The organism is Burkholderia sp. IT-111MI5 (assembly GCF_949752865.1).
In the GTDB taxonomy this organism is placed as follows: Bacteria; Pseudomonadota; Gammaproteobacteria; order Burkholderiales; family Burkholderiaceae; genus Burkholderia; species Burkholderia pyrrocinia_C.
Genome location: NZ_CATKIF010000004.1, coordinates 142,051 through 161,438, shown reverse-complemented (window position 1 = coordinate 161,438; position 19,388 = coordinate 142,051). Strand labels below are relative to the sequence as shown.

18 protein-coding genes are annotated in these 19,388 nt (G+C 68.6%); 7 read left to right on the top strand and 11 right to left on the bottom strand.

Annotated elements, in window-relative coordinates; genetic code table 11:
• Window positions 1-5: 5 nt before the first annotated feature.
• The 3 genes from ACM6JT_RS03810 to argS all read right to left on the bottom strand — a co-directional run bounded on the left by ACM6JT_RS03810 (window position 6) and on the right by argS (window position 3,499).
• Window positions 6-644, bottom strand: a complete 639-nt coding sequence (locus ACM6JT_RS03810; protein WP_034179171.1) for a thiol:disulfide interchange protein DsbA/DsbL — start codon at window positions 642-644, stop codon at window positions 6-8.
• A 69-nt stretch (window positions 645-713) separates the two neighbouring features.
• Window positions 714-1,613, bottom strand: coding sequence for an SPOR domain-containing protein (locus ACM6JT_RS03805; protein ID WP_034179170.1), 900 nt, complete (start codon window positions 1,611-1,613; stop codon window positions 714-716).
• Between the two features lie 104 nt (window positions 1,614-1,717).
• A complete protein-coding gene (gene argS / locus ACM6JT_RS03800) occupies window positions 1,718-3,499 on the bottom strand; it encodes an arginine--tRNA ligase (RefSeq protein ID WP_034179169.1) in 1,782 nt (593 codons plus the stop codon).
• 201 nt (window positions 3,500-3,700) lie between these two features.
• Between argS and ACM6JT_RS03795 the strand changes: the two genes are divergently transcribed.
• Entirely contained in the window at window positions 3,701-4,024 is a 324-nt protein-coding gene (locus tag ACM6JT_RS03795; protein WP_034179168.1) for a DUF1840 domain-containing protein, read from the top strand.
• Between the two features lie 112 nt (window positions 4,025-4,136).
• Here the strand turns inward: ACM6JT_RS03795 and metH are convergent, their stop codons facing one another.
• The 5 genes from metH to ACM6JT_RS03770 all read right to left on the bottom strand — a co-directional run bounded on the left by metH (window position 4,137) and on the right by ACM6JT_RS03770 (window position 10,930).
• Window positions 4,137-6,854 (bottom strand): methionine synthase, encoded by a 2,718-nt coding sequence (gene metH, locus ACM6JT_RS03790; RefSeq protein WP_034179167.1) that lies wholly within the window; start codon window positions 6,852-6,854, stop codon window positions 4,137-4,139.
• Window positions 6,855-6,896: 42 nt separating this feature from the next.
• Window positions 6,897-7,964, bottom strand: coding sequence for a homocysteine S-methyltransferase family protein (locus tag ACM6JT_RS03785; protein ID WP_034179166.1), 1,068 nt, complete (start codon window positions 7,962-7,964; stop codon window positions 6,897-6,899).
• A 202-nt stretch (window positions 7,965-8,166) separates the two neighbouring features.
• Window positions 8,167-8,424 (bottom strand): DUF3567 domain-containing protein, encoded by a 258-nt coding sequence (locus ACM6JT_RS03780; protein WP_006477667.1) that lies wholly within the window; start codon window positions 8,422-8,424, stop codon window positions 8,167-8,169.
• Window positions 8,425-8,665: 241 nt separating this feature from the next.
• A complete protein-coding gene (locus ACM6JT_RS03775) occupies window positions 8,666-9,952 on the bottom strand; it encodes a DUF3108 domain-containing protein (RefSeq protein WP_105389590.1) in 1,287 nt (428 codons plus the stop codon).
• Window positions 9,953-10,063: 111 nt separating this feature from the next.
• Window positions 10,064-10,930, bottom strand: a complete 867-nt coding sequence (locus ACM6JT_RS03770; protein WP_034179164.1) for an IclR family transcriptional regulator — start codon at window positions 10,928-10,930, stop codon at window positions 10,064-10,066.
• 129 nt (window positions 10,931-11,059) lie between these two features.
• Between ACM6JT_RS03770 and ACM6JT_RS03765 the strand changes: the two genes are divergently transcribed.
• The 6 genes from ACM6JT_RS03765 (at window position 11,060) to rfaE2 (ending at window position 17,106) form a co-directional block, all read left to right on the top strand.
• Window positions 11,060-12,052, top strand: coding sequence for a fumarylacetoacetate hydrolase family protein (locus ACM6JT_RS03765; protein WP_105389592.1), 993 nt, complete (start codon window positions 11,060-11,062; stop codon window positions 12,050-12,052).
• A 130-nt stretch (window positions 12,053-12,182) separates the two neighbouring features.
• Window positions 12,183-13,010 (top strand): enoyl-CoA hydratase/isomerase family protein, encoded by an 828-nt coding sequence (locus ACM6JT_RS03760; RefSeq protein ID WP_047899145.1) that lies wholly within the window; start codon window positions 12,183-12,185, stop codon window positions 13,008-13,010.
• Between the two features lie 82 nt (window positions 13,011-13,092).
• On the top strand, window positions 13,093-13,842 hold the full coding sequence (locus ACM6JT_RS03755) for a PhaM family polyhydroxyalkanoate granule multifunctional regulatory protein (RefSeq protein WP_034179161.1): 750 nt from the start codon (window positions 13,093-13,095) through the stop codon (window positions 13,840-13,842).
• Between the two features lie 24 nt (window positions 13,843-13,866).
• Window positions 13,867-15,093: a patatin-like phospholipase family protein gene (locus tag ACM6JT_RS03750; RefSeq protein WP_034179160.1), complete on the top strand. Its 1,227-nt coding sequence runs from the start codon at window positions 13,867-13,869 to the stop codon at window positions 15,091-15,093.
• Between the two features lie 476 nt (window positions 15,094-15,569).
• The gene (locus tag ACM6JT_RS03745; protein ID WP_011353352.1) at window positions 15,570-16,448 is read left to right on the top strand and encodes a diiron oxygenase; all 879 of its coding nucleotides are present in this window, start codon (window positions 15,570-15,572) and stop codon (window positions 16,446-16,448) included.
• Between the two features lie 172 nt (window positions 16,449-16,620).
• Window positions 16,621-17,106, top strand: coding sequence for a D-glycero-beta-D-manno-heptose 1-phosphate adenylyltransferase (gene rfaE2 / locus ACM6JT_RS03740; protein WP_034179159.1), 486 nt, complete (start codon window positions 16,621-16,623; stop codon window positions 17,104-17,106).
• A gap of 16 nt (window positions 17,107-17,122) precedes the next feature.
• On the opposite strand, the gene ACM6JT_RS03735 is transcribed toward rfaE2, so the two are convergent.
• The 3 genes from ACM6JT_RS03735 to ACM6JT_RS03725 form a co-directional block, all read right to left on the bottom strand.
• The gene (locus ACM6JT_RS03735) at window positions 17,123-17,365 is read right to left on the bottom strand and encodes a hypothetical protein (protein WP_034179158.1); all 243 of its coding nucleotides are present in this window, start codon (window positions 17,363-17,365) and stop codon (window positions 17,123-17,125) included.
• A gap of 231 nt (window positions 17,366-17,596) precedes the next feature.
• Window positions 17,597-18,385: a type III pantothenate kinase gene (locus ACM6JT_RS03730; RefSeq protein WP_414855984.1), complete on the bottom strand. Its 789-nt coding sequence runs from the start codon at window positions 18,383-18,385 to the stop codon at window positions 17,597-17,599.
• Window positions 18,382-19,302 (bottom strand): biotin--[acetyl-CoA-carboxylase] ligase, encoded by a 921-nt coding sequence (locus ACM6JT_RS03725; protein ID WP_407970918.1) that lies wholly within the window; start codon window positions 19,300-19,302, stop codon window positions 18,382-18,384. Before ACM6JT_RS03725 ends, ACM6JT_RS03730 begins: the two co-directional genes overlap by 4 nt.
• Between the last annotated feature and the right edge of the window lie 86 nt (window positions 19,303-19,388).

Genomic DNA, 19,388 nt, shown 5'->3' with positions numbered 1-19,388 from the left:
GGGGATCAGAGCTTCTTGTCCTGAACCTGCTTCACGAGGAAGTCGAGCACCTGGGCGGTACCCGGGATGCTGTTCGTGTAAGCGGGGCCCGTCTTGTACTTGCCCTGGACGACGACCGTCGGCACGCCGTCGATCGCATAGTTCTTCAGCAGTTCGGCCGATTGCTTCACCTGGCCCTGCACGCTGAACGAGTTGTACGCGTCCATGAACTGCTTCTTGTCGACGCCCTGCGTGGCCAGGAAGTCGGCCTGCGCCTGCGGCGTCAGCAGGTAGTTCTTCTGCTTGTGGATCGCGTTGAAGATCGCCGGCGTGACCTTCTCGGAGATGCCGAGCGCGGACACCGCATAGAACAGCTTCGAGTGCGGGATGAAATCGTCGCGGAATGCGACCGGCACGCGCTTGAAGTCGATGTTGTTGCCCTGCTTCTTCACCCAGGCCTCGATCGTCGGCTCGAATTCGTAGCAGTGCGGGCAGCCGTACCAGAAGAACTCGATCACCTCGACCTTACCGGCCGGCGCGGACACCGGCTGCGGCGACTTCATCACCTCGAAGTCCTTGCCGGAGGCGGGCGCGGCAGGCGTTGCCTGGGCGAAGCCGGCCGCGAGGCCCAGGGACAGAAGGAGCGTGCTAAGCAGTTTTTTCATGTTGTGAACGTCGAATCAGTTGCTCGGGTTACGAAACGTAACGGGTTCTGCGTGGGCTCGACCGGCTGCCTACTGCTTCGTGAAGCGGATCACCGCCGTGTCGACACCTGCATCGGACAAGCGCTGACGGGCCGAGTTCATATCCTCGAACTTCGAGAACGGGCCGACGCGCACGCGGAAATAGGTCACGCCGCTGACATCGCGCTTCGACACCTTCGACTCGAAGCCCTGGAAGCCGAGGCGCGCGCGCTGCTGCTCGGCGTCGCCTTCCGTCTTGTACGCGCCGACCTGCAGGAAGTAGCCGGTATTCGCGTCGTTCGCGGTCGGCGGCTTCGCTGCCGCGGTGGCGGTGGCCGACGACGTCGGCTTCGGCGTGTTCGCGGCCTGCTGCTGCTGTTGCTGCTTTTGCGCGGCGGCCTGCTGCGCCTGCTTCTGCGCGGCGAAGCGCGCGAGGTCGTCCTCGCCGGCCTGCTGTTGCTGTTGCGGCGGCGGCGTCTTCTTCGGCGGCGTGGTGTCGGCCGGCTTCGGCGCGACGGCGACGCCGTTACCCGACGACGTATTGTTCGATGCGGTCGTGTTGCTCGAGCTGCCGGTGTTGTTCGAGCCGCTCGACCCGTTGGCCGACGGCGGCACTTCGACGATCTGCGGCTCGGGCAACAGGCCGCCCTGGGTCTGGTTCGCGGCCTGGCCGGGCGCGGTGTTGGGCGGCGCGGGCTGCGCGGCCTGCGGCACCGGCTGGCCGGGCGTCTTGCCCTGCAGCGCGCGGTTCGGGTCGAACTGCTGCGGCTGGCTCGCGCCGTTGTCGGCCGGCGGCGGCGCGACCTTCGACACGAACGGCGACGGCGAACGCGTGATGTAGAGCGCCACCACCACGGCGATCGCGAGGCCGACGATCAGGCCCAGCACGATTCCAAGAAATGTCCCTCCGGCTTGTTTCGATTGTTTCGAAGTGCGGCGTGGTTGTGCCATTGCTTGAGTCACCTGCAAAAAGAATCGTGAAAAGGCTGCGGCAGGCGCTCCTGCGGCGGGCGCTGCCGCGGCCATTCGCTGCCCGGTTCGGGCCGCTTGCGTCCTTACATCTTGGCGGGCGCGGACACGCCGAGCACCGCCAGGCCGTTCTCGAGCACCTGCCGGGTCGCGGCGAGGAGCGCGGCGCGCGCGTTGCGCGGCGCTTCATCGTCGACCAGCACGCGCTCCGCATTGTAGAACGAGTGGAATTCGCCAGCGAGATCGCGCAGGTAGAACGCGACCGCGTGCGGCGCCAGCTCGTTCGCCGCGTGCGTGAGCATGTCCGGATACTCGGCGAGCTTCTGCATCAGCGATGCGGCCTGCGCGCTCGTCAGTTGCGACAGGTCGGCGCCCGGCAGTTGCGCGGCGTCGACGTTGTAGCGCGACTTCAATTCATTGAGCACCGAGCAGATCCGCGCATGTGCGTACTGGACGTAATAGACCGGGTTCTCGTCGTTCTGTTTCAGCGCGAGGTCGATGTCGAACACGAACTCGGTATCGGCCTTGCGCGAGATCAGGAAGAAGCGCACCGCGTCGCGGCCGCGCGTGATGGTCGCCTCGTCGATCAGGTCGGGCGCCGCTTCCTGGCCCGCCGCCGCGCCGCCCGACCATTCGATCAGGTCGCGCACCGTCACGTAGCTGCCCGCGCGCTTCGAGATCTTCACTTCCTGGCCGTCACGCATCACGGTGACCATCTTGTGCAGCACGTAGTCGGGATAGCCCTTCGGGATCCCGATGTGCAGCCCCTGCAGGCCCGCGCGCACGCGCGCGATCGTGCCGTGGTGGTCCGAGCCCTGGATGTTGATCACCTTCGTGAAGCCGCGCTCCCACTTCGTCACGTGGTACGCGACGTCCGGCACGAAGTACGTGTACGTGCCGTCCGACTTGCGCATCACGCGATCCTTGTCGTCGCCTTCGTCGGTCGTGCGCAGCCACAGCGCGCCGTCCTGCTCGTAGGTCATGCCGGCCTTGATCAGCGCGTCGACCGTCTTCTCGACGCGGCCTTCGCTGTACAGCGACGATTCGAGGTAGTACTGGTCGAACTTCACGCCGAACGCCTGCAGGTCCATGTCCTGTTCGCGACGCAGGTACGTGACCGCGAACTTGCGGATCGCGTCGAGATCCTCGACGTCGCCCGCGCCCTTGACGGGCTCGCCGTCCGACGCGGCGACCGTTTCGCCGTTCAGGTAGTCGCGTGCGATGTCGGCGATGTATTCGCCGTTGTACGCGGCTTCCGGCCAGCCCGCGTCGCCCGGCTTCAGGCCGCGCGCGCGCGCCTGCGTCGAGATCGCGAGGTTGCCGATCTGCACGCCCGCGTCGTTGTAGTAGAACTCGCGGTGCACCGCGTAGCCCTGGCTCGCGATCACGTTCGCGAGCACGTCGCCGAGCGCGGCCTGGCGGCCGTGGCCGACGTGCAGCGGGCCGGTCGGGTTCGCCGACACGAATTCGAGCAGCACCTGCTTGCCTTTCTCGCGATCCGACGTGCCGAACGCGCGGCCCTGGTCGAACACGGCGGCGATCACCGCCTGCTTCGCGGCGGCCGACAGGCGCAGGTTGATGAAGCCGGGGCCGGCGATTTCGGCGGCTTCGACGAGCCCTTGCGCGGCCGGCTGCGCGGTGAGCGCGGCGACGATCTGCTCGGCGAGCTGGCGCGGGTTCGCGCCGAGCGGCTTGGCGAGCTGCATCGCGACGTTGCACGCGACGTCGCCGTGCGCGGCGACCTTCGGGCGCTCCAGCGTGATGGCCGGGGCGACGAACGCTGCGTCGGCGCCTTTCAGCGCGTGTGCGACCTGCTTGACGCTATCCGCGAGCAGGGCTTCGAGGGTCTGTTTGTGTGCTGGCAGCATGCTGGTAGAAGGCTTCGTTGGTGGCGGCCGGAAACGCCGGGCCGCCGGCGCGCTTTTTAAGCGCGCGTTTCAGGGATCGCAGAATTTTAACAGGTGCTAATATGCCGCTCAGGCGCCCCGCGTCCGCGAGGCCGGACGCCGGTCTGCCGGCGTTCCCCCAACCTCGCCGCGCAGGCACAACAAGATGAAAAGGGAATTGTCATGATTACGTTCAAGAGCAAGGCGGCACAGGATCTCGACGTGCTGAAGGATTTCGCGGTGTATGTGCTGGGCCTCGTCGGCAAGCAGCTGGGCGAGCGCGGTGTGATTACGCACGACGAGCTGGACCACGCGATCGCGAAGCTGGAAGGCGCAGTCGCGCAGGCGAAGCAGGCGCGCGCCGAGCACGCCGGCCATTTCCATGAGGACGAAGCCGATCACGCACACCATGAAGTGCCGCCGAGCCTGGCCCAGCGCGTCGCGCCGTTCCTCACGATGCTGCGCGAGGCGAAAGCCGGCGAAGCCGACGTGCACTGGGGCTTCTGAGCTTCGTTGCCCGGCAGTACGAAAGTTTAGTAAGGCAGGAAAAAGCCCGCTTCCGAGCGGGCTTTTTCTTTTTGTCTGACCAAACGAGCGGTCGGCCGCCCGTGCGCATCGATCAGAGCTGCGGCGCGAGCGCGCGGCGCGCATCGTCGAGCGACAGCGCCATGCGCCGCGCGTAGTCCTCGAGCTGATCCTGCCCGATTTTGCCGACCGAGAAATAGCGGCTGTCCGGATGCGCGAGGTAGAAGCCCGATACGCTCGCGGCCGGCAGCATCGCCAGCGAGTCGGTCACGCTCATGCCGATCTCGTCCGCATGCAGCACGTCGAACATGTCGCGCTTCACGAGGTGGTCGGGGCAGGCCGGGTAGCCGGGCGCCGGGCGGATGCCTGCGTACTTTTCGGCGATCAGCGCGTCGTTGTCGAGCGTCTCGCCGCTCGCGTAACCCCACAGCTCGCGTCGCACGCGCGCATGCATCGCCTCGGCGAACGCTTCCGCGAAACGGTCGGCGAGCGCCTTCAGCATGATCGCGCTGTAATCGTCGTGGTCGGCTTCGAACTGCTTTTCCTTCACGTCGACGCCGAGGCCGGCCGTCACCGCGAACATGCCGATGTAGTCGGCGACGCCCGATTCCTTCGGCGCGATGAAGTCGGCGAGCGAGCGGTTCGGCCGCATCACGCCGTCCACCACCGGGCGCACGCTCTGCTGGCGCAGGTTGCGCCACGTGAGCAGCACTTCCGAGCGCGACTCGTCGCTGTAGATCTCGATGTCGTCGTCGTTGACGGTGTTCGCCGGCAGCAGCGCGATCACGCCGTTCGCGCTCAGCCAGCGGCCCTGGATCAGGCGCGCGAGCATCGATTTCGCGTCGGAGAACACGCGCCGCGCCGATTCGCCGACGATCTCGTCGTTCAGGATCGCCGGGTACGGGCCTGCCAGGTCCCACGTCTGGAAGAACGGGCCCCAGTCGATGTAGTTCGCGAGTTCGTTCAGGTCGTAGTTCTTGAACACGCGGCGGCCGATGAACTTCGGCTTCACGGGCGTGTAACCGGCCCAGTCGACCTTCGTCTTGTTCGCGCGCGCCTCGGCGAGCGTGACCATCGGCTGCGCCTTGCGGTTCGCGTGCTGGTCGCGGATGCGCTCGTAGTCGGACTTCAGCTCGTCGAGATACTTCGCCGCGCCTTCGTCGGACAGCAGGCTCGACGCGACCGACACCGAACGCGACGCATCGGGCACGTAGACGACCGGGCCCTCGTAGTGCGGCGCGATCTTCACGGCCGTGTGCACGCGCGACGTGGTCGCGCCGCCGATCAGCAGCGGGATCTTCTTCACGCGGAAGTAGTCGTCGCGCTGCATTTCGGACGCGACGTACGCCATTTCCTCGAGGCTCGGCGTGATGAGGCCCGACAGCCCGATGATGTCCGCGCCCTCGACCTTCGCTTTCGCGAGGATCTCGTTGCACGGGACCATCACGCCCATGTTGACCACTTCGAAGTTGTTGCACTGGAGCACGACCGACACGATGTTCTTGCCGATGTCGTGCACGTCGCCCTTCACGGTCGCGATGACGATCTTGCCCTTCGCGCGCACGTCGCCGCCCGCTTCCGCGAGCAGGCGCTTTTCTTCCTCGATGAACGGGATCAGGTGCGCGACCGCCTGCTTCATCACGCGCGCCGACTTCACGACCTGCGGCAGGAACATCTTGCCCTGGCCGAACAGGTCGCCGACGATGTTCATCCCGTCCATCAGCGGGCCTTCGATCACGTTGATCGGGCGACCGCCGGCCGCGTCGATCTTCGCGCGCACTTCTTCGGTGTCCTCGACGATGAAGGTCGTGATGCCGTGCACGAGCGCATGCGAGAGCCGTTTCTCGACCGGCTGGTTGCGCCACTCGAGGTTCTCTTCCTTCTTCGCGCCGCCCGCCTTGAACTTGTCGGCGATCTCGAGCAGGCGGTCGGTGGAATCGGCGCGGCGGTTCAGGATCACGTCCTCGACGCGCTCGCGCAGCTCGGCGTCGAGCTCGGCATACACGCCGAGCTGGCCGGCGTTGACGATGCCCATGTCCATGCCGGCCTGGATCGCGTGATACAGGAACACGGTGTGGATCGCCTCGCGCACCGGGTCGTTGCCGCGGAACGAGAACGACACGTTCGACACGCCGCCGCTCACCTTCGCGTACGGCAGGTTCTGCTTGATCCAGCGGGTCGCCTCGATGAAGTCGACCGCGTAGTTGTTGTGCTCCTCGATGCCGGTCGCGACCGCGAAGATGTTCGGGTCGAAGATGATGTCTTCCGGCGGGAAGCCGACTTCGTTCACGAGGAAGTCGTACGAGCGCTTGCAGATCTCGGTCTTGCGCTCGTACGTATCGGCCTGGCCCTTCTCGTCGAACGCCATCACGACGGCCGCCGCGCCGTAGCGGCGGATCAGGTTCGCGTGGCGGCGGAACGCTTCCTCGCCTTCCTTCAGCGAGATCGAGTTCACGATCGCCTTGCCCTGCACGCACTTGAGGCCGGCCTCGATCACGTCCCACTTCGACGAGTCGATCATGATCGGCACGCGCGCGATGTCCGGCTCCGACGCGATCAGGTTCAGGAAGCGCACCATCGCTGCCTTCGAATCGAGCATCGCCTCGTCCATGTTGATGTCGATCACCTGCGCGCCGTTCTCGACCTGCTGGCGCGCGACGGCGAGCGCCTCGTCGAACTGGCCGTTGAGGATCATCCGCGCGAACGCCTTCGAGCCGGTGACGTTGGTGCGTTCACCGACGTTGATGAAGAGCGTTCCGGACGTGACGTTGAACGGCTCGAGGCCGGCAAGGCGCATCATGTGATCGGTCATGGCGGTGCGAATTCGTGTAATGAAGGGCGTGGGGCGGTCGGGTCAGGCGTTGTCGCTGTACTGGTTCGGCCAGCGGCGCGGCTTCACGTCGGCGAGCGCCTTCGCGATCTCGGCGATGTGCTCGGGCGTCGTGCCGCAGCAGCCGCCCGCGAGGTTCACGAGCCCGGCCTGCGCGAATTCCTTCAGCAGGCCCGACGTGACGTCCGGCGTTTCGTCGAAGCCGGTGTCGCTCATCGGGTTCGGCAGGCCCGCGTTCGGGTAGCACGACACGTAGGTGTCGCACAGCTTCGCGAGCTCGGCGATGTACGGGCGCATCAGCGCCGCGCCGAGCGCGCAGTTCAGGCCGAACGTGAGCGGCTTCGCGTGGCGCAGCGAATTCCAGAACGCCTCGACCGTCTGGCCCGACAGGATCCGGCCCGATGCATCCGTGACGGTGCCCGAGATCATGATCGGCAGGCGCTCGCCGGTGTCCTCGAACAGCTCGTCGAGCGCGAACAGCGCGGCTTTCGCGTTCAGCGTGTCGAAGATCGTCTCGACGAGGAACAGGTCGACGCCGCCGTCGAGCAGCGCCTTCGCCTGCTGGTAGTACGCGTCGCGCAGCTCGTCGAACGTGACGTTGCGGGCGCCCGGATCGTTGACGTCCGGCGAGATGCTCGCCGTCTTCGGCGTCGGCCCGATCGCGCCCGCGACGAAGCGCGGTTTGTCCGGCGTCGCGTATTTCGCGGCCGATTCGCGCGCGAGCTTCGCCGATTCGACGTTCATCTCGACGACGAGATCTTCCATCCCGTAGTCGGCCTGCGCGACCGTCGTCGCGCCGAACGTGTTGGTTTCGACGATGTCGGCACCGGCCGCGAAGTACTGGTCGTGGATCTCGCGGATGATCTGCGGCTGCGTGAGCGACAGCAGCTCGTTGTTGCCCTTGATGTCGCGCGGGAAATCCTTGAAGCGCTCGCCGCGATATGCGGCTTCGTCGAGCTTGTAGCGCTGGATCATCGTGCCCATCGCGCCGTCGAGGATCAGGATGCGCGATTTCAGCAGCGCGGGCAGTGCGGCGCCGCGCGTGTAGGGCGCGTCGAGCGGGACGGAAGCGGCGAGAGGAGTCGCAGACATGGGCGGAGGACCGGCGAAGACGGGAAAACCGTCATTGTAGCCGCTGCGCCTGGCCGCCGCCCGGCCTCGCGCCGGCCGGGGCGTCCGCCAAATGAAAGCCCCCGCCAGGCGAACCGGACGGGGGCATGATCGGAGTGCTCGCGGGCGCCGCGTCGGTGCGCGGCGAATGGCCCGGCCGCGCGAGGCGCCGGGCCGCGGGTCGTCAGTGCAGCACGACGGGCATCATCATCAGGCTGTCGAATTGCCCGAGGAATTCGTCGACTTCGTCGAGCGACGGTTCATCCTCGATCAGTTGCTTCACGTGCGCTCGAAAGCGTTCGGCAAGTTCGCCGTCGATGAAGATCTCGCGCTGCGCGTTCTTGTCGACGATTTCGTATCCGCCGGCATTCATCAGATGATGGCCGGCCTGCGGCGCAAATTCGACGACGCAGTAGTTGGGGCTGTTGTAGATCATTTGCATGGCGGCACTCCTCTTCGCAGTGGCATCTGGCCTTGTTGTCCCCTAGGTGGGGCGAGCCTTGCCGGTTTCAAGGGGCTTGCGCAGCACACCCCGTTCCCGTTGCGTGGGGTGTATCGGTTAGAAGCCGATGTCTATGAAACGTTTCCCATTGTCTGCCGGTGGACTGAAATAGTTGTTAAAGAGTGTCATCGGCCATTTCACGGAAATCTGTAATCGGTCGAAATTGCCGATCCACGCGCGTTCACTGTGTGACAGGCGACGACGCCGGCGGTGCAGCCGGTTGCGCGGGCGGTTGCACGGTGGCAGGCGGTGCAGGTTGTGCCGGTTCCGTGGGCGGTGCGGATGATGCGGCCGATGCTTCGGGCGTCGCTGCGCCAGCGGGCGCGTTCGTTGTGCCGCCTGCCGGCGCCGCATCGGACGGCACGGCAGGCGCCGCGAGCCGGCCGTGCCACAGCAGCTCGATCTGCGCGCCGTTCGGTTCGCTCTGCACGAGCCGCGCGGGCAGCCAGCCGAGCGACGGCGCGAGCCACATGTCGATGCGGCGCGTGTCGCCGTCGCGGCGCGGCAGGCGCATGAAGTGCCGCGCGTCGATGATGCCGGCCTGCGTCTGTACCTGCTCGTCGCCGATCACCGTGATCGGCCAGGTCTCGCCGCTGTTGTTGTCGATCACGAAGAACTGCTGCGTGACGCCCGGCTTGTAGGCGGACGGGTTGCCGCGCAAGAGCCCCGACAACTGCATCAGCATGCTGAAGCGGTCCTGCACACCGTCGGGTAGCGGCGCGTTGTTCGGCGTGCGCGTGAACACGACCTGCCGGATCTCGCGGTTGAAGATCGCGATGTCTTCCGGCCGCTTGCCGCGCTTCTCGACGTAACGGTCGGGCGCAACGCCGAATGCGTCGATGCGGCCTTCGCTGCGATAGGCGAACGGGCCGACGAACGGCACCGGCATCGATACCGACAGGTCGTAGGTGTGCCCGTCGGTGCGCCAGTGGATCGTACCGATCATGTTCTGCATCCCGTTGTAGAACGTGTCGTACTGCAGGTCGCCGGACGGCGGCGCGGCGAACTTCACGCCGCTGGCCGCGGGGCCCGGCGTCGCGGCGCTGCCGGCGCCGGCGGCCGATGCGGCGTGCGCGTCCGATGCATCCGGCACGCCGCTCGCCGCGGAGGCGGCAGCCGGTGGCGGCTCGCCGTGCTCGGCCGTCTGCGTCGACGTGAGGACCGGCTCGGGCGACGGTGCGGGCTTCGGTGCGGCGGCCTTCGGCGCGGCCGGTGCGGGGGCGGCCGGATGCTCGACCGGCTTCGGCGCAGGCGGCGCGGGCTGGCGCTCGATCGGTTGCGGCTTCAGCAGCTCGATCTGCACGGGGACCTCGGCGGGTGCCGGCGGCGTGAACGATTCGCGATTGCGCATCAGCCAGATCGCGGCGAGCGCGTGCAGCACCAGCACGACGACGAGCGCGACGCCCACGCGCAGCCAGCGGCGGGGCAGGGCGTGACGCGGGCGGATGTCGGCAGGCTGCATGGGCATCGGAACGGGGGCGGGGCGGTCGCGTGAAGTTGGGCGCGCAACGCGCCACAGGAATCGGACCGTCGGAGGCGCCGCGCGTTCGCGGCGCGTACCGGGGGTGTCTCGCGTGCGTCAGGCGTCGCGTGCGTCGGGACTATAGCCGAGTTCGTAAGACAGTTTCCGCGCGCACGCGCGCAGCGCGGTGTCGATCTCGCCGCCCCACGCGATATCGAACGAGCCTTCCTGGCCGAGCGCGACGATCGCGAGCGCGAGCTCGCCGACCGCGTCGAACACGGGCATGCAGAACGCGTGGATCGTCGGCAGCAGCATCCCTTCGACGCGCGCGGCCTCGTGTTCGCGCACGTCGGCCAGCACCGCGTCGACCTCGTCGAGCGTGCGCGGGCCGCCGTGATGCGGCGAGCGGCGCGTATCGGCGAGTTCGCGCTCGAGCATCGCGGCGGTCTTGCTGCGCGGCAGGTACGCGGCGAACAGCAGCCCGGTCGCGGAGCCGAGCAGCGGCATCACGTCGCCGAGCTTCAGCGACGCCTTCGCCGGATGGCTCGATTCCATCCAGTGCACGATCGTCGGCCCCTGGTTGCCCCACACCGCGATGCCGACCGTCTGGTCGAGGCGGTCGCGGAACTCGGTCAGCGCGATCCGCGCGAGCTTCACGCCGTCGACGCGCGCGAGCCGCGCGAGCCCCATCTGCAGCGCGAAGCCGCCGAGTTCGTAGCGGCCCGATACGGGATCCTGCGATACGACGCCGAGCCGAGAAAAGCTGACCAGGTAGCGGTGTGCCTTCGCAGGACTCATGCCCGCGCGCTGCGCGAGGTCGCGCAGCATCATCGCGCGCGGCTCGCTCGTCAGCACGTCGAGCAGGCGGAAGCCGACCTCGATCGACTGGATGCCGGAACGGACCTTCTCGCCGTGCTCGCCGGAAGCGGCGTCGTCGGTGTCGGAGTCGGCGAGATCGTCGTCGGGAAGCGGGCTGGCGGGCATGGGCAGCGGGTGCGCGAAAATGCGGCAAGGATCGGGGCGAACACGGCGTGCGCGATCGTCGCGCGCCGCATGGATTCACCATCGTAAAATAGATTCCTTCCATCGTCACTACAACGGCAGATCCCCGCTATGAAACTTGCTTCGCTGAAGGACGGCACGCGCGACGGCCAGCTGATCGTCGTGTCGCGCGACCTGCACACCGCGGCGATCGCCGACGCGATCGCGCCGACGCTGCAGCGCGTCCTCGACGACTGGGCGTTCTACGCGCCGCAGCTGCGCGACCTGTCCGACGCGCTGAACCACGGTCGCGCGCGCAACGCGTTCCCGTTCGATCCGGCCAACTGCATGGCGCCGCTGCCGCGCGCGTTCCAGTGGGCCGACGGCTCCGCGTACGTGAACCACGTCGAGCTCGTGCGCCGCGCGCGCGGCGCGGAGATGCCGCCCGAGTTCTGGACCGATCCGCTGATGTACCAGGGCGGCAGCGACGATTTCCTGGGGCCCCGCGACGACGTCGTGTGTCCGTCCGAGGAATGGGGCATCGATTTCGAGGCGGAAGTCGCGGTGATCACCGGCGACGTGCCGATGAGCGCCTCGCCCGACGACGCGCTGAAGGCCGTGCGGCTCGTCACGCTCGTGAACGACGTGTCGCTGCGCAACCTGATTCCGGCCGAGCTCGCGAAGGGCTTCGGTTTCTTCCAGAGCAAGCCGGCCACCGCGTTCGCGCCGGTCGCCGTGACGCCGGACGAGCTCGGCGACGAATGGCGCGAAGGCCGCGTGCACCGGCCGATGATCGTCCACTGGAACGGCAAGAAGGTCGGCCAGCCCGATGCGGGCACCGACATGGTGTTCCACTTCGGTCAGCTGGTCGCGCACGCGGCGAAGACGCGCAACCTGCGTGCCGGTTCGATCGTCGGTTCGGGCACGGTATCGAACAAGGATGCGAAGCGCGGCTATTGCTGCATCGCCGAGAAGCGCTGCCTCGAGACGATCGAGCACGGCGCGCCGCAGACCGAATTCATGCGCTACGGCGACACCGTGCGCATCGAGATGTTCGATGCGGCCGGCAAGTCGATCTTCGGCGCGATCGAGCAATCGGTCGCACCGCCCGACGGCGCGGCGTAAGGCGAGGCGCGCGACGCACGCAGCGCCCGCGCGAAACCCGGCCCCGGCCCGCGCGCCGGGTTTCGCCTGATGTTTGCCCGCGCGGGCTTGGCTACACTCGATTCAAGAGCCTCGAGCAAGGAGCAGGCGCATGGCCGATCTCGCCGCGTACGGCGGTTACGAAGCACTGAAGGTGACGCGCCGCGACCATGGCGTGCTCGACATCGTGATGAGCGGCGAGGGCGCGAACCGCAGCGGTCTCGCGACCGCGAACGCGCGCATGCATCGCGAGCTCGCCGACATCTGGCGCGACGTCGACCGCGATCCCGACACGCGCGTCGCGGTGATCCGCGGCGAAGGCAAGGGCTTTTCGGCGGGCGGCGATCTCGCGCTCGTCGAGGACATGGCGAACGACTTCGACGTGCGCGCCCGCGTGTGGCGCGAAGCGCGCGACCTCGTCTACAACGTGATCAACTGCAGCAAGCCGATCGTGTCGGCGATGCACGGGCCGGCCGTCGGCGCGGGGCTCGTCGCCGGGCTGCTCGCCGACATCTCGATCGCCGCGAAGGATGCACGCATCATCGACGGCCATACGCGGCTCGGCGTCGCGGCCGGCGACCACGCGGCGATCGTGTGGCCGCTGCTGTGCGGGATGGCGAAGGCGAAGTACTACCTGCTGCTGTGCGAGCCCGTGAGCGGCGCGGAAGCCGAGCGGATCGGGCTGGTGTCGCTCGCGGTCGAGCCGGCCGACCTGCTGCCGAAGGCGTACGAAGTGGCCGAGCGGCTCGCGCACGGTTCGCAGTCGGCGATCCGCTGGACCAAGTACGCGCTGAACAACTGGCTGCGCACGGCCGGGCCGACCTTCGACACGTCGCTCGCGCTCGAATTCATGGGCTTCTCGGGGCCCGACGTGCAGGAAGGCATTCGTTCGCTGCGCGAGCGGCGCCCGCCCGACTTCCCCGGCGACGCGCCGTTCTGACGACGCGCGCTATGATCGAATCACGCGCGGCTGCACGACGCATGGCGGCCGCCTCGCTCCCCCAGTCAACCAGGATGCCCGTATGACGACCGATGCCTCCGGCTCCAACCCTTTCGCCGGCTTTGCCGGCTTCAAGCCCGCCGACATGATGGACCGGATGTGGGACATGATGCGGATGTCGCCGTTCGGCGGGATGACGTCGTTTCCGGGCGCCACGCAAGGGCTGCCGCCGTCGCTGTCGAGCATGTCCGACATGATGGCGCCGCTCACGAGCGTCGAGGAACTCGACAAGCGGATCACCGATCTGCGCGCGGTCGAGCAGTGGCTGAAGCTCAATCTCGGGATGCTGCAGTCCGCGATCCAGGCGCTCGAGGTGCAGCGCGCGACGCTCGCGACGCTGCGGGCGTTCGGCGCGTTCGCGCAAAGCTCGATGTCGGCGGCCGAGGAAGCGGCCGTCGCGGCGGCGCAGGCGGCGAAAGCCGCGTCGGCGCCGCCGGGCGACGCAGCGCCGGCGGCGGACGGTGCGGATGCGCCGCCGGAAGGCGATGCCGCGCAGCAGGCGTTCGATCCGGCCGGCTGGTGGAACCTGCTGCAGTCGCAGTTCAACCAGCTCGCGAGCCTCGCGATGGCGCAGCCGGGCATGCAGCCCGCGGCGCCGGGCGACGCGCCGCCGGACGCGGCCGCCCCGCCGGAGCAGGCCGCGAAGCCGGCACGGGCCGCCGCCGCGCCGCGCAAGCCCGCCGCGAAGCGCGCGAAGCCGACCGGTTCGGCCGCGGCGAGCGCGGCGGCCGCTTCGTCGCCCGAAACCCGTCCGCCGAAGCGCTCGACGTGACGCGGCGCCGGTAGCAGGTCGATCATGCGGCTCGCGCTCGTTCTGATGGGAGGCGGCGCGCGTGCCGCCTACCAGGTCGGCGTGCTGAAGGCGCTGGCCGAGATCGCGCTCGAGGCCGATCCGGACCGGCACACGCTGCCGTTCGCTGTCGTGTGCGGCTCGTCGGCCGGCGCGATCAACGCGACGTCGATCGCGAGCCACGCGGACGACTTTTCCCACGGCGTGCGCCGCCTGCTCGAATTCTGGGAGCACCTGCGCCCCGACTACGTGTACCGCACCGACTGGCTCGGCATCGCGGCCGCCGGCGCGCGCTGGCTCGCGACGATGACGTTCGGCTGGGCGGCCCGCCGTTCGCCGCGCGGGCTGCTCGACAACACGCCGCTCGCGCACCTGTTGCAGCGCGAACTGAGCTTCCACCGGATCGAGCAGATGCTCGAGGCGCGGCTGCTGCACGCGCTTGCGGTGACGGCGCTCAGTTATTCGAGCGGCCGGCACCTCACGTTCTACCAGGCGGCCGAACCGATCCAGGCGTGGCGGCGCGCGCAGCGCACCGCGCGGCTCGTCGATCTGTCGGCGTCGCACCTGCTCGCGTCGTCGGCGATTCCGTTCGTGTTCCCGGCCGTGCCGCTCGTGCTCGACGGGCAGATCGAATATTTCGGCGACGGTTCGATCCGGCAGATCGCGCCGCTGTCGCCGGCGATCCACTTCGGCGCGCACCGGATCGTCGTCGTCGGCGCGGCCGATCCGCGGCCCGAGATTCCGGCCGCGAACGGCGCCGGCCGCGTGCGCGGCTACCCGACGCTCGCGCAGATCGGCCAGCAGGTGCTTGCGAGCGTGTTCCTCGACTCGATCGGCTCGGACATCGAGCGGATCGAGCACATCAACCGGATGATCGAGCACCTGCCGCACCAGGTCGAGATCGACAGCGGCTGGCGGCACGTCGACGTGCTCGCGATCGCGCCGTCCGAGCGGATCGAGCTGATCGCCGCGAAGCACCTGAAGCAGATGCCGGCCGCGATGCGCGGGCTGCTCGGCGCGGTCGGCGGCAGCCAGCCGGCCGGCGCGTCGTTCGCGAGCTACCTGCTGTTCGAGGAGGCGTTCACGCGCGAACTGATCGAGCTCGGCTACGGCGACGGGCGCGCGCAGCGCGACACGCTCGCCGGCTGGATCGCGCAGGCGGACGGCGGCAGCGCGCCGGCAGCCGGCACGCCGCCGGAAGACGGGCTCGCGACGGGCGAAATACGGGTCTGATGCGCGCGGATGGCGGATGGTTGCGCGCGGTTGCGTTTTCGCGACGGCCGGGCGCGACCGATCGCCGCACCGGGATTGGCGGCGCGCGACCGGGCAGGCGTCTCGGAAGCGTCATACACGCGTGATATCATGGCCGCCGCCGTATACACCACATCGAGCAGCCCGCCGATCCGGCATCCGCACGGGACCCTACGGGGAACCCGCCTGGGGGCAGGGGACGGGCTCGCCAACGAGCCGGCCAGCGCCGGCCCCCAACTCAGGCAAGCGCGGCCGGTTCCGTTCGAACGGAGCGTGGCTGCGGCGTGCCCAACGGCGGCGGCGCGGCCGCCCGGCTGCCGGACGCGGAATCAGCGTCCGGTCGGTCGGTTTCACGCGTAAAATTACAGTCTTGGCTGCAAAAAGCGCGCTTGGCGCGCCTTTGTGGCAACAGTCACGTTTAGAGAAGTCGCATTGCGCAGAACAGGGGTGGGACCATCATGAACACGATGCTTTATCCGGAACTTTACAGGTCGCTCGAAGCCGTCCGCTGGGACATGGAGAAGGACATTCCGTGGGACAAGTTCGACGCTTCGCTGCTCACCGACGAGCAGGCGAAGACGATCAAGATGAACGCGATCACCGAATGGTCGGCGCTGCCCGCGACGGAAATGTTCCTGCGCGACAACCAGCACGACAGCGACTTTTCCGCGTTCATGAGCGTATGGTTCTTCGAGGAGCAGAAGCATTCGCTCGTGCTGATGGAATACCTGCGCCGCTTCAAGCCGGAAATGGTGCCGACCGAAGAGGAGCTGCATGCGGTGCGCTTCCAGTTCGATCCGGCGCCGCCGCTCGAAACGCTGATGCTGCACTTCTGCGGCGAAATCCGCCTGAACCACTGGTACCGCTGCGCGGCCGACTGGCACACCGAGCCCGTCATCAAGCAGATCTACGAAACGATCTCGCGCGACGAAGCGCGCCATGGCGGCGCGTACCTGCGCTACATGAAGAAGGCGCTGAACAACTGCGGCGACGTCGCACGTGCCGCGTTCGCGAAGATCGGCGTGCTGATGGCGTCGGCGCGCCGCACCGAGAAGCCGCTGCACCCGACCAACCTGCACGTGAACCAGGCGCTGTTCCCGCGCGATACCGTGCAGTCGCGCCTGCCGGATCCGGAATGGCTCGAGCGCTGGCTCGACGAGCAGATCCGTTTCGACGGCGAGTGGGAAAAGAAGGTCGTCGAGCGCATCCTGCACAACCTGTCGATCCTGTTCGAGCGCACGTTCGCGACCGCGCAGGAACTGAACCGCTACCGCAAGGAAGTCACCGGCCGCCTGCAGGCCGAAAGCGGCCCGTCGTCGGCCGCGCAGCCGGCCTGAGGCCGCAACGCACTGCAGCCGGCGTGAGTCGCGCCGGCCGCACCGCGTCGTTTCGTGTCCGTTGCATGAAGCCCGCCCGGCCGGTCCGGCGGGCTTTTTATCTGGCGCCGCCATCGCGCCCTGCCGTCCGGGCCGCCGCGCGCGCCATCGTTCATTTCGTCCGATCTCCATCATGTCCGCCACCTTCGAACGCAAGCTGATCACCCGCGACGCCCTCGTCGCCCTGCGCGCGTCGCTGCCGTCGCCCGTCGTGTTCACCAACGGCGTATTCGACATCCTGCATCGCGGCCACGTCACGTATCTCGCCGACGCGAAAGCGCTCGGCGCATGCCTGATCGTCGGCGTGAACTGCGATGCGTCGGTGCGCATGCTCGGCAAGGGCGACGATCGGCCGATCAATCGCGAGGACGATCGCGCGGCGCTGCTCGCGGCGCTGGAAAGCGTCGACTGGGTCGTGAAGTTCGAGGAAAAGACGCCGGTGTCGCTGATCGAGGCGATCCGCCCGGACATCCTCGTGAAGGGCGGCGACTACGACATGGATGCGCTGCCGGAATCGGCGCTCGTGCGCAGCTGGGGCGGCCGCGCGCTGGCGATTCCGTTCGCGCACGACCGCTCGACCACCGCGTTGCTGAAGAAGGTCCGCGCGCAGCAGTCCTGAGCGCGGCCCGGCGCCGTCAGGGCGCGGATGCCGCGAGCGGCGCGGCCGTGACGGCCGGCGGCGCGATCGGGCCGCCGACGACGGGTTGGTCGGCAGCCTGCGCCAGCGGCGTCACGCGCAGCACGTCGGGCTGCACCTGCCGCGACAGCACGCCCGGTTCGCGCGGGCCGGCTGCCGGCAGCGGCCCGAACACGCCGCGCGCCACCACGAACGCGAGCATGTTGGCGAGAAAGAGAACAGCGATCAGCCAGCGCAGCATCGTCGATACCCCTTTTCGTTCAGTCGTTCAGTCGGACCCGCCGCATGGCCGGCCTGTTCGTTGTTTTCATGACTGTTCGCAACAGTCAGGCAATGCATGTGCGACCTTTGCCGCGCGGTGGCCTGCTGCCTGTATCGCCGCGGCGGCGTGCTTCCTCACCGTCACCGCGATGAAGCCCTGCATGGGCATTCGTCGATACCGCCGGTGCGGTGCTAAGCCGGCGAATTTCCGTCAATCCTGCGCGACAGCTTCCGCGGCGATCAGCGCGAGCCCGGACAGGATCAACGCGTCGTGCCGCGTATGCGGCAGCGTCAGCGCGCGCGCGACCTCGTCCGCCGCGCCGCCTGCCAGCACGAGCCGCACGGGTGCCTGCCATGCATCGGCGAGATCGCGCCACGCGCGTTCGATCAGCCCCGCCTGCGCGTACAGGCAGCCTGCCGACAGCGAACGCGGTGTGTCGACCTGAAACGGCTCGGCCTGCGCACCGGCGAGCAGCCCGCTCGCGATGTCGGTGGTCAGCGTCGGCAACTGCGCGGTGTGCGTGCCGAGCGCGCGCATCATCAGCGCCCAGCCCGGCGCGATCAGGCCGCCCGTGAAGCGGCCGTCCGCGCGCAGCGCCTCGAGTGTCGTCGCGGTGCCGAACGTCGCGATCAGCAGATGCTCGCCCGGAAAGGCCGCGCGCGCGCCGATCAGGCCGGCCCAGCGGTCGCTGCCGAGCTGGTCGGGCGTCGTATAGCCGTTCGTCACGCCGCATTGCGCGGGGCGCGAGCGTATCGTCGTGCGCGGCAGGCCGGGCCAGCGCGCGTCGAGCAGCGCGTCGATCCGTGCGGCCACGTCGGCGCCCGCGACGTTCGAGATCCATGCGCCGCGCGGACGCGGCAGGTTCGACCAGTCGGGGTCGCCGCCGCCGTCGCGTGCGTGGCCGAACGCGCCGGTCTGGACAAGCGTGCGCTGCGCATCGGCGAGCGCCCACTTGATCCGGCTGTTGCCGGCGTCGATCAGCAGGGACGGCTCGTTCATTGCGCTTCGCGCAGCGAAACGTCGCCGGCCGCGATCGCCTGCACGCCGTTCGGCGTGTCGAGCAGCAACTGGCCGGTCGCATCGATACCGGTCGCGATGCCGCGCGCGCGTTCGACGCCCTGTTCGAGCAGCACGACTTCACGCCCCGCATAGGCGTGCAGCGCGTGCCAGCGCGGCAGGAACGGCGCGAGCCCGTCGGCGCCGAACTGCGCGAGTGCGGGCGTGAGCGCGTTCAGCGACGCGGCGAGCGTATCGGTGAGGTTGGCCGATGCGCATGCAATCGACAGCGCGGCGGGCGGCAGCCCGCTCGCGAGCGTCGCTTCGCGCGCGCGCAGCGCGTCGACCTGCGCGGCGACGGCTTCCGCGCCGCGCACGTTGATACCGAAGCCGATCACGACGGCGGTCGCATCGGCGGTGGTCCAGACGGTTTCGATCAGGATCCCGGCGAGCTTGCCGACGATGCGCGGCGTGCCGTCGTCGGCGGCCGCCAGCAGCAGGTCGTTCGGCCATTTGAGCGCGACGCGCATGCGGGCGTCGAGCGGCAGCGTGGCCAGCCCTTCGGCGAGCGCGACGCCGATCGCGATGCTCAGGCCGCCGAGTGCGTCGACGGCGCGCGGCACGATGCAGCCGACCGAGCAGAGCAGCGCATTGCCGGGCTGCGCGAACCACGGGCGGCCCTGCCGGCCGCGGCCGGCCGTCTGCTCGAACGCGACGCGCACGAGCGGCGCGGGCAGCGCGTTCGCGCTGCGCGGCAGCGCCTTGAGCCGCGTCGCGACGTCGGCGTTGGTCGAGCCGGTGGCGGCGACGATGTCGAGCGGCCACGCACGCGGCGCGGCGTCCAGGTGCGCCTCGAGCCGGTTGCGCGCGATGTGCGCGTCGCCGGAATCGGGCGTGTCGGAGGAGGTGGGGGCGTTCATGGTGGCTATTGTAGCGACAGGGGGCGGGAGGCGAGTCGGGAAGCGGGGAACAGGTAAGTACCGATATGGTCGCGCCGCGCAAGTTC

Bases quoted from the DNA above. Each gene is read 5' to 3' on its own strand.
- ACM6JT_RS03735 (WP_034179158.1), bottom strand. From the start codon at position 17,365: ATGCTGCGCTGGCTGATCGCTGTTCTCTTTCTCGCCAACATGCTCGCG.
- ACM6JT_RS03765 (WP_105389592.1), top strand. From the start codon at position 11,060: ATGAAACTTGCTTCGCTGAAGGACGGCACGCGCGACGGCCAGCTGATC.
- ACM6JT_RS03780 (WP_006477667.1), bottom strand. From the start codon at position 8,424: ATGCAAATGATCTACAACAGCCCCAACTACTGCGTCGTCGAATTTGCG.
- ACM6JT_RS03755 (WP_034179161.1), top strand. From the start codon at position 13,093: ATGACGACCGATGCCTCCGGCTCCAACCCTTTCGCCGGCTTTGCCGGC.
- argS (WP_034179169.1), bottom strand. From the start codon at position 3,499: ATGCTGCCAGCACACAAACAGACCCTCGAAGCCCTGCTCGCGGATAGC.
- ACM6JT_RS03760 (WP_047899145.1), top strand. From the start codon at position 12,183: ATGGCCGATCTCGCCGCGTACGGCGGTTACGAAGCACTGAAGGTGACG.
- ACM6JT_RS03775 (WP_105389590.1), bottom strand. From the start codon at position 9,952: ATGCCCATGCAGCCTGCCGACATCCGCCCGCGTCACGCCCTGCCCCGC.
- ACM6JT_RS03745 (WP_011353352.1), top strand. From the start codon at position 15,570: ATGAACACGATGCTTTATCCGGAACTTTACAGGTCGCTCGAAGCCGTC.
- ACM6JT_RS03810 (WP_034179171.1), bottom strand. From the start codon at position 644: ATGAAAAAACTGCTTAGCACGCTCCTTCTGTCCCTGGGCCTCGCGGCC.
- ACM6JT_RS03795 (WP_034179168.1), top strand. From the start codon at position 3,701: ATGATTACGTTCAAGAGCAAGGCGGCACAGGATCTCGACGTGCTGAAG.
- ACM6JT_RS03725 (WP_407970918.1), bottom strand. From the start codon at position 19,302: ATGAACGCCCCCACCTCCTCCGACACGCCCGATTCCGGCGACGCGCAC.
- rfaE2 (WP_034179159.1), top strand. From the start codon at position 16,621: ATGTCCGCCACCTTCGAACGCAAGCTGATCACCCGCGACGCCCTCGTC.
- ACM6JT_RS03805 (WP_034179170.1), bottom strand. From the start codon at position 1,613: ATGGCACAACCACGCCGCACTTCGAAACAATCGAAACAAGCCGGAGGG.
- ACM6JT_RS03730 (WP_414855984.1), bottom strand. From the start codon at position 18,385: ATGAACGAGCCGTCCCTGCTGATCGACGCCGGCAACAGCCGGATCAAG.
- ACM6JT_RS03750 (WP_034179160.1), top strand. From the start codon at position 13,867: ATGCGGCTCGCGCTCGTTCTGATGGGAGGCGGCGCGCGTGCCGCCTAC.
- metH (WP_034179167.1), bottom strand. From the start codon at position 6,854: ATGACCGATCACATGATGCGCCTTGCCGGCCTCGAGCCGTTCAACGTC.
- ACM6JT_RS03770 (WP_034179164.1), bottom strand. From the start codon at position 10,930: ATGCCCGCCAGCCCGCTTCCCGACGACGATCTCGCCGACTCCGACACC.
- ACM6JT_RS03785 (WP_034179166.1), bottom strand. From the start codon at position 7,964: ATGTCTGCGACTCCTCTCGCCGCTTCCGTCCCGCTCGACGCGCCCTAC.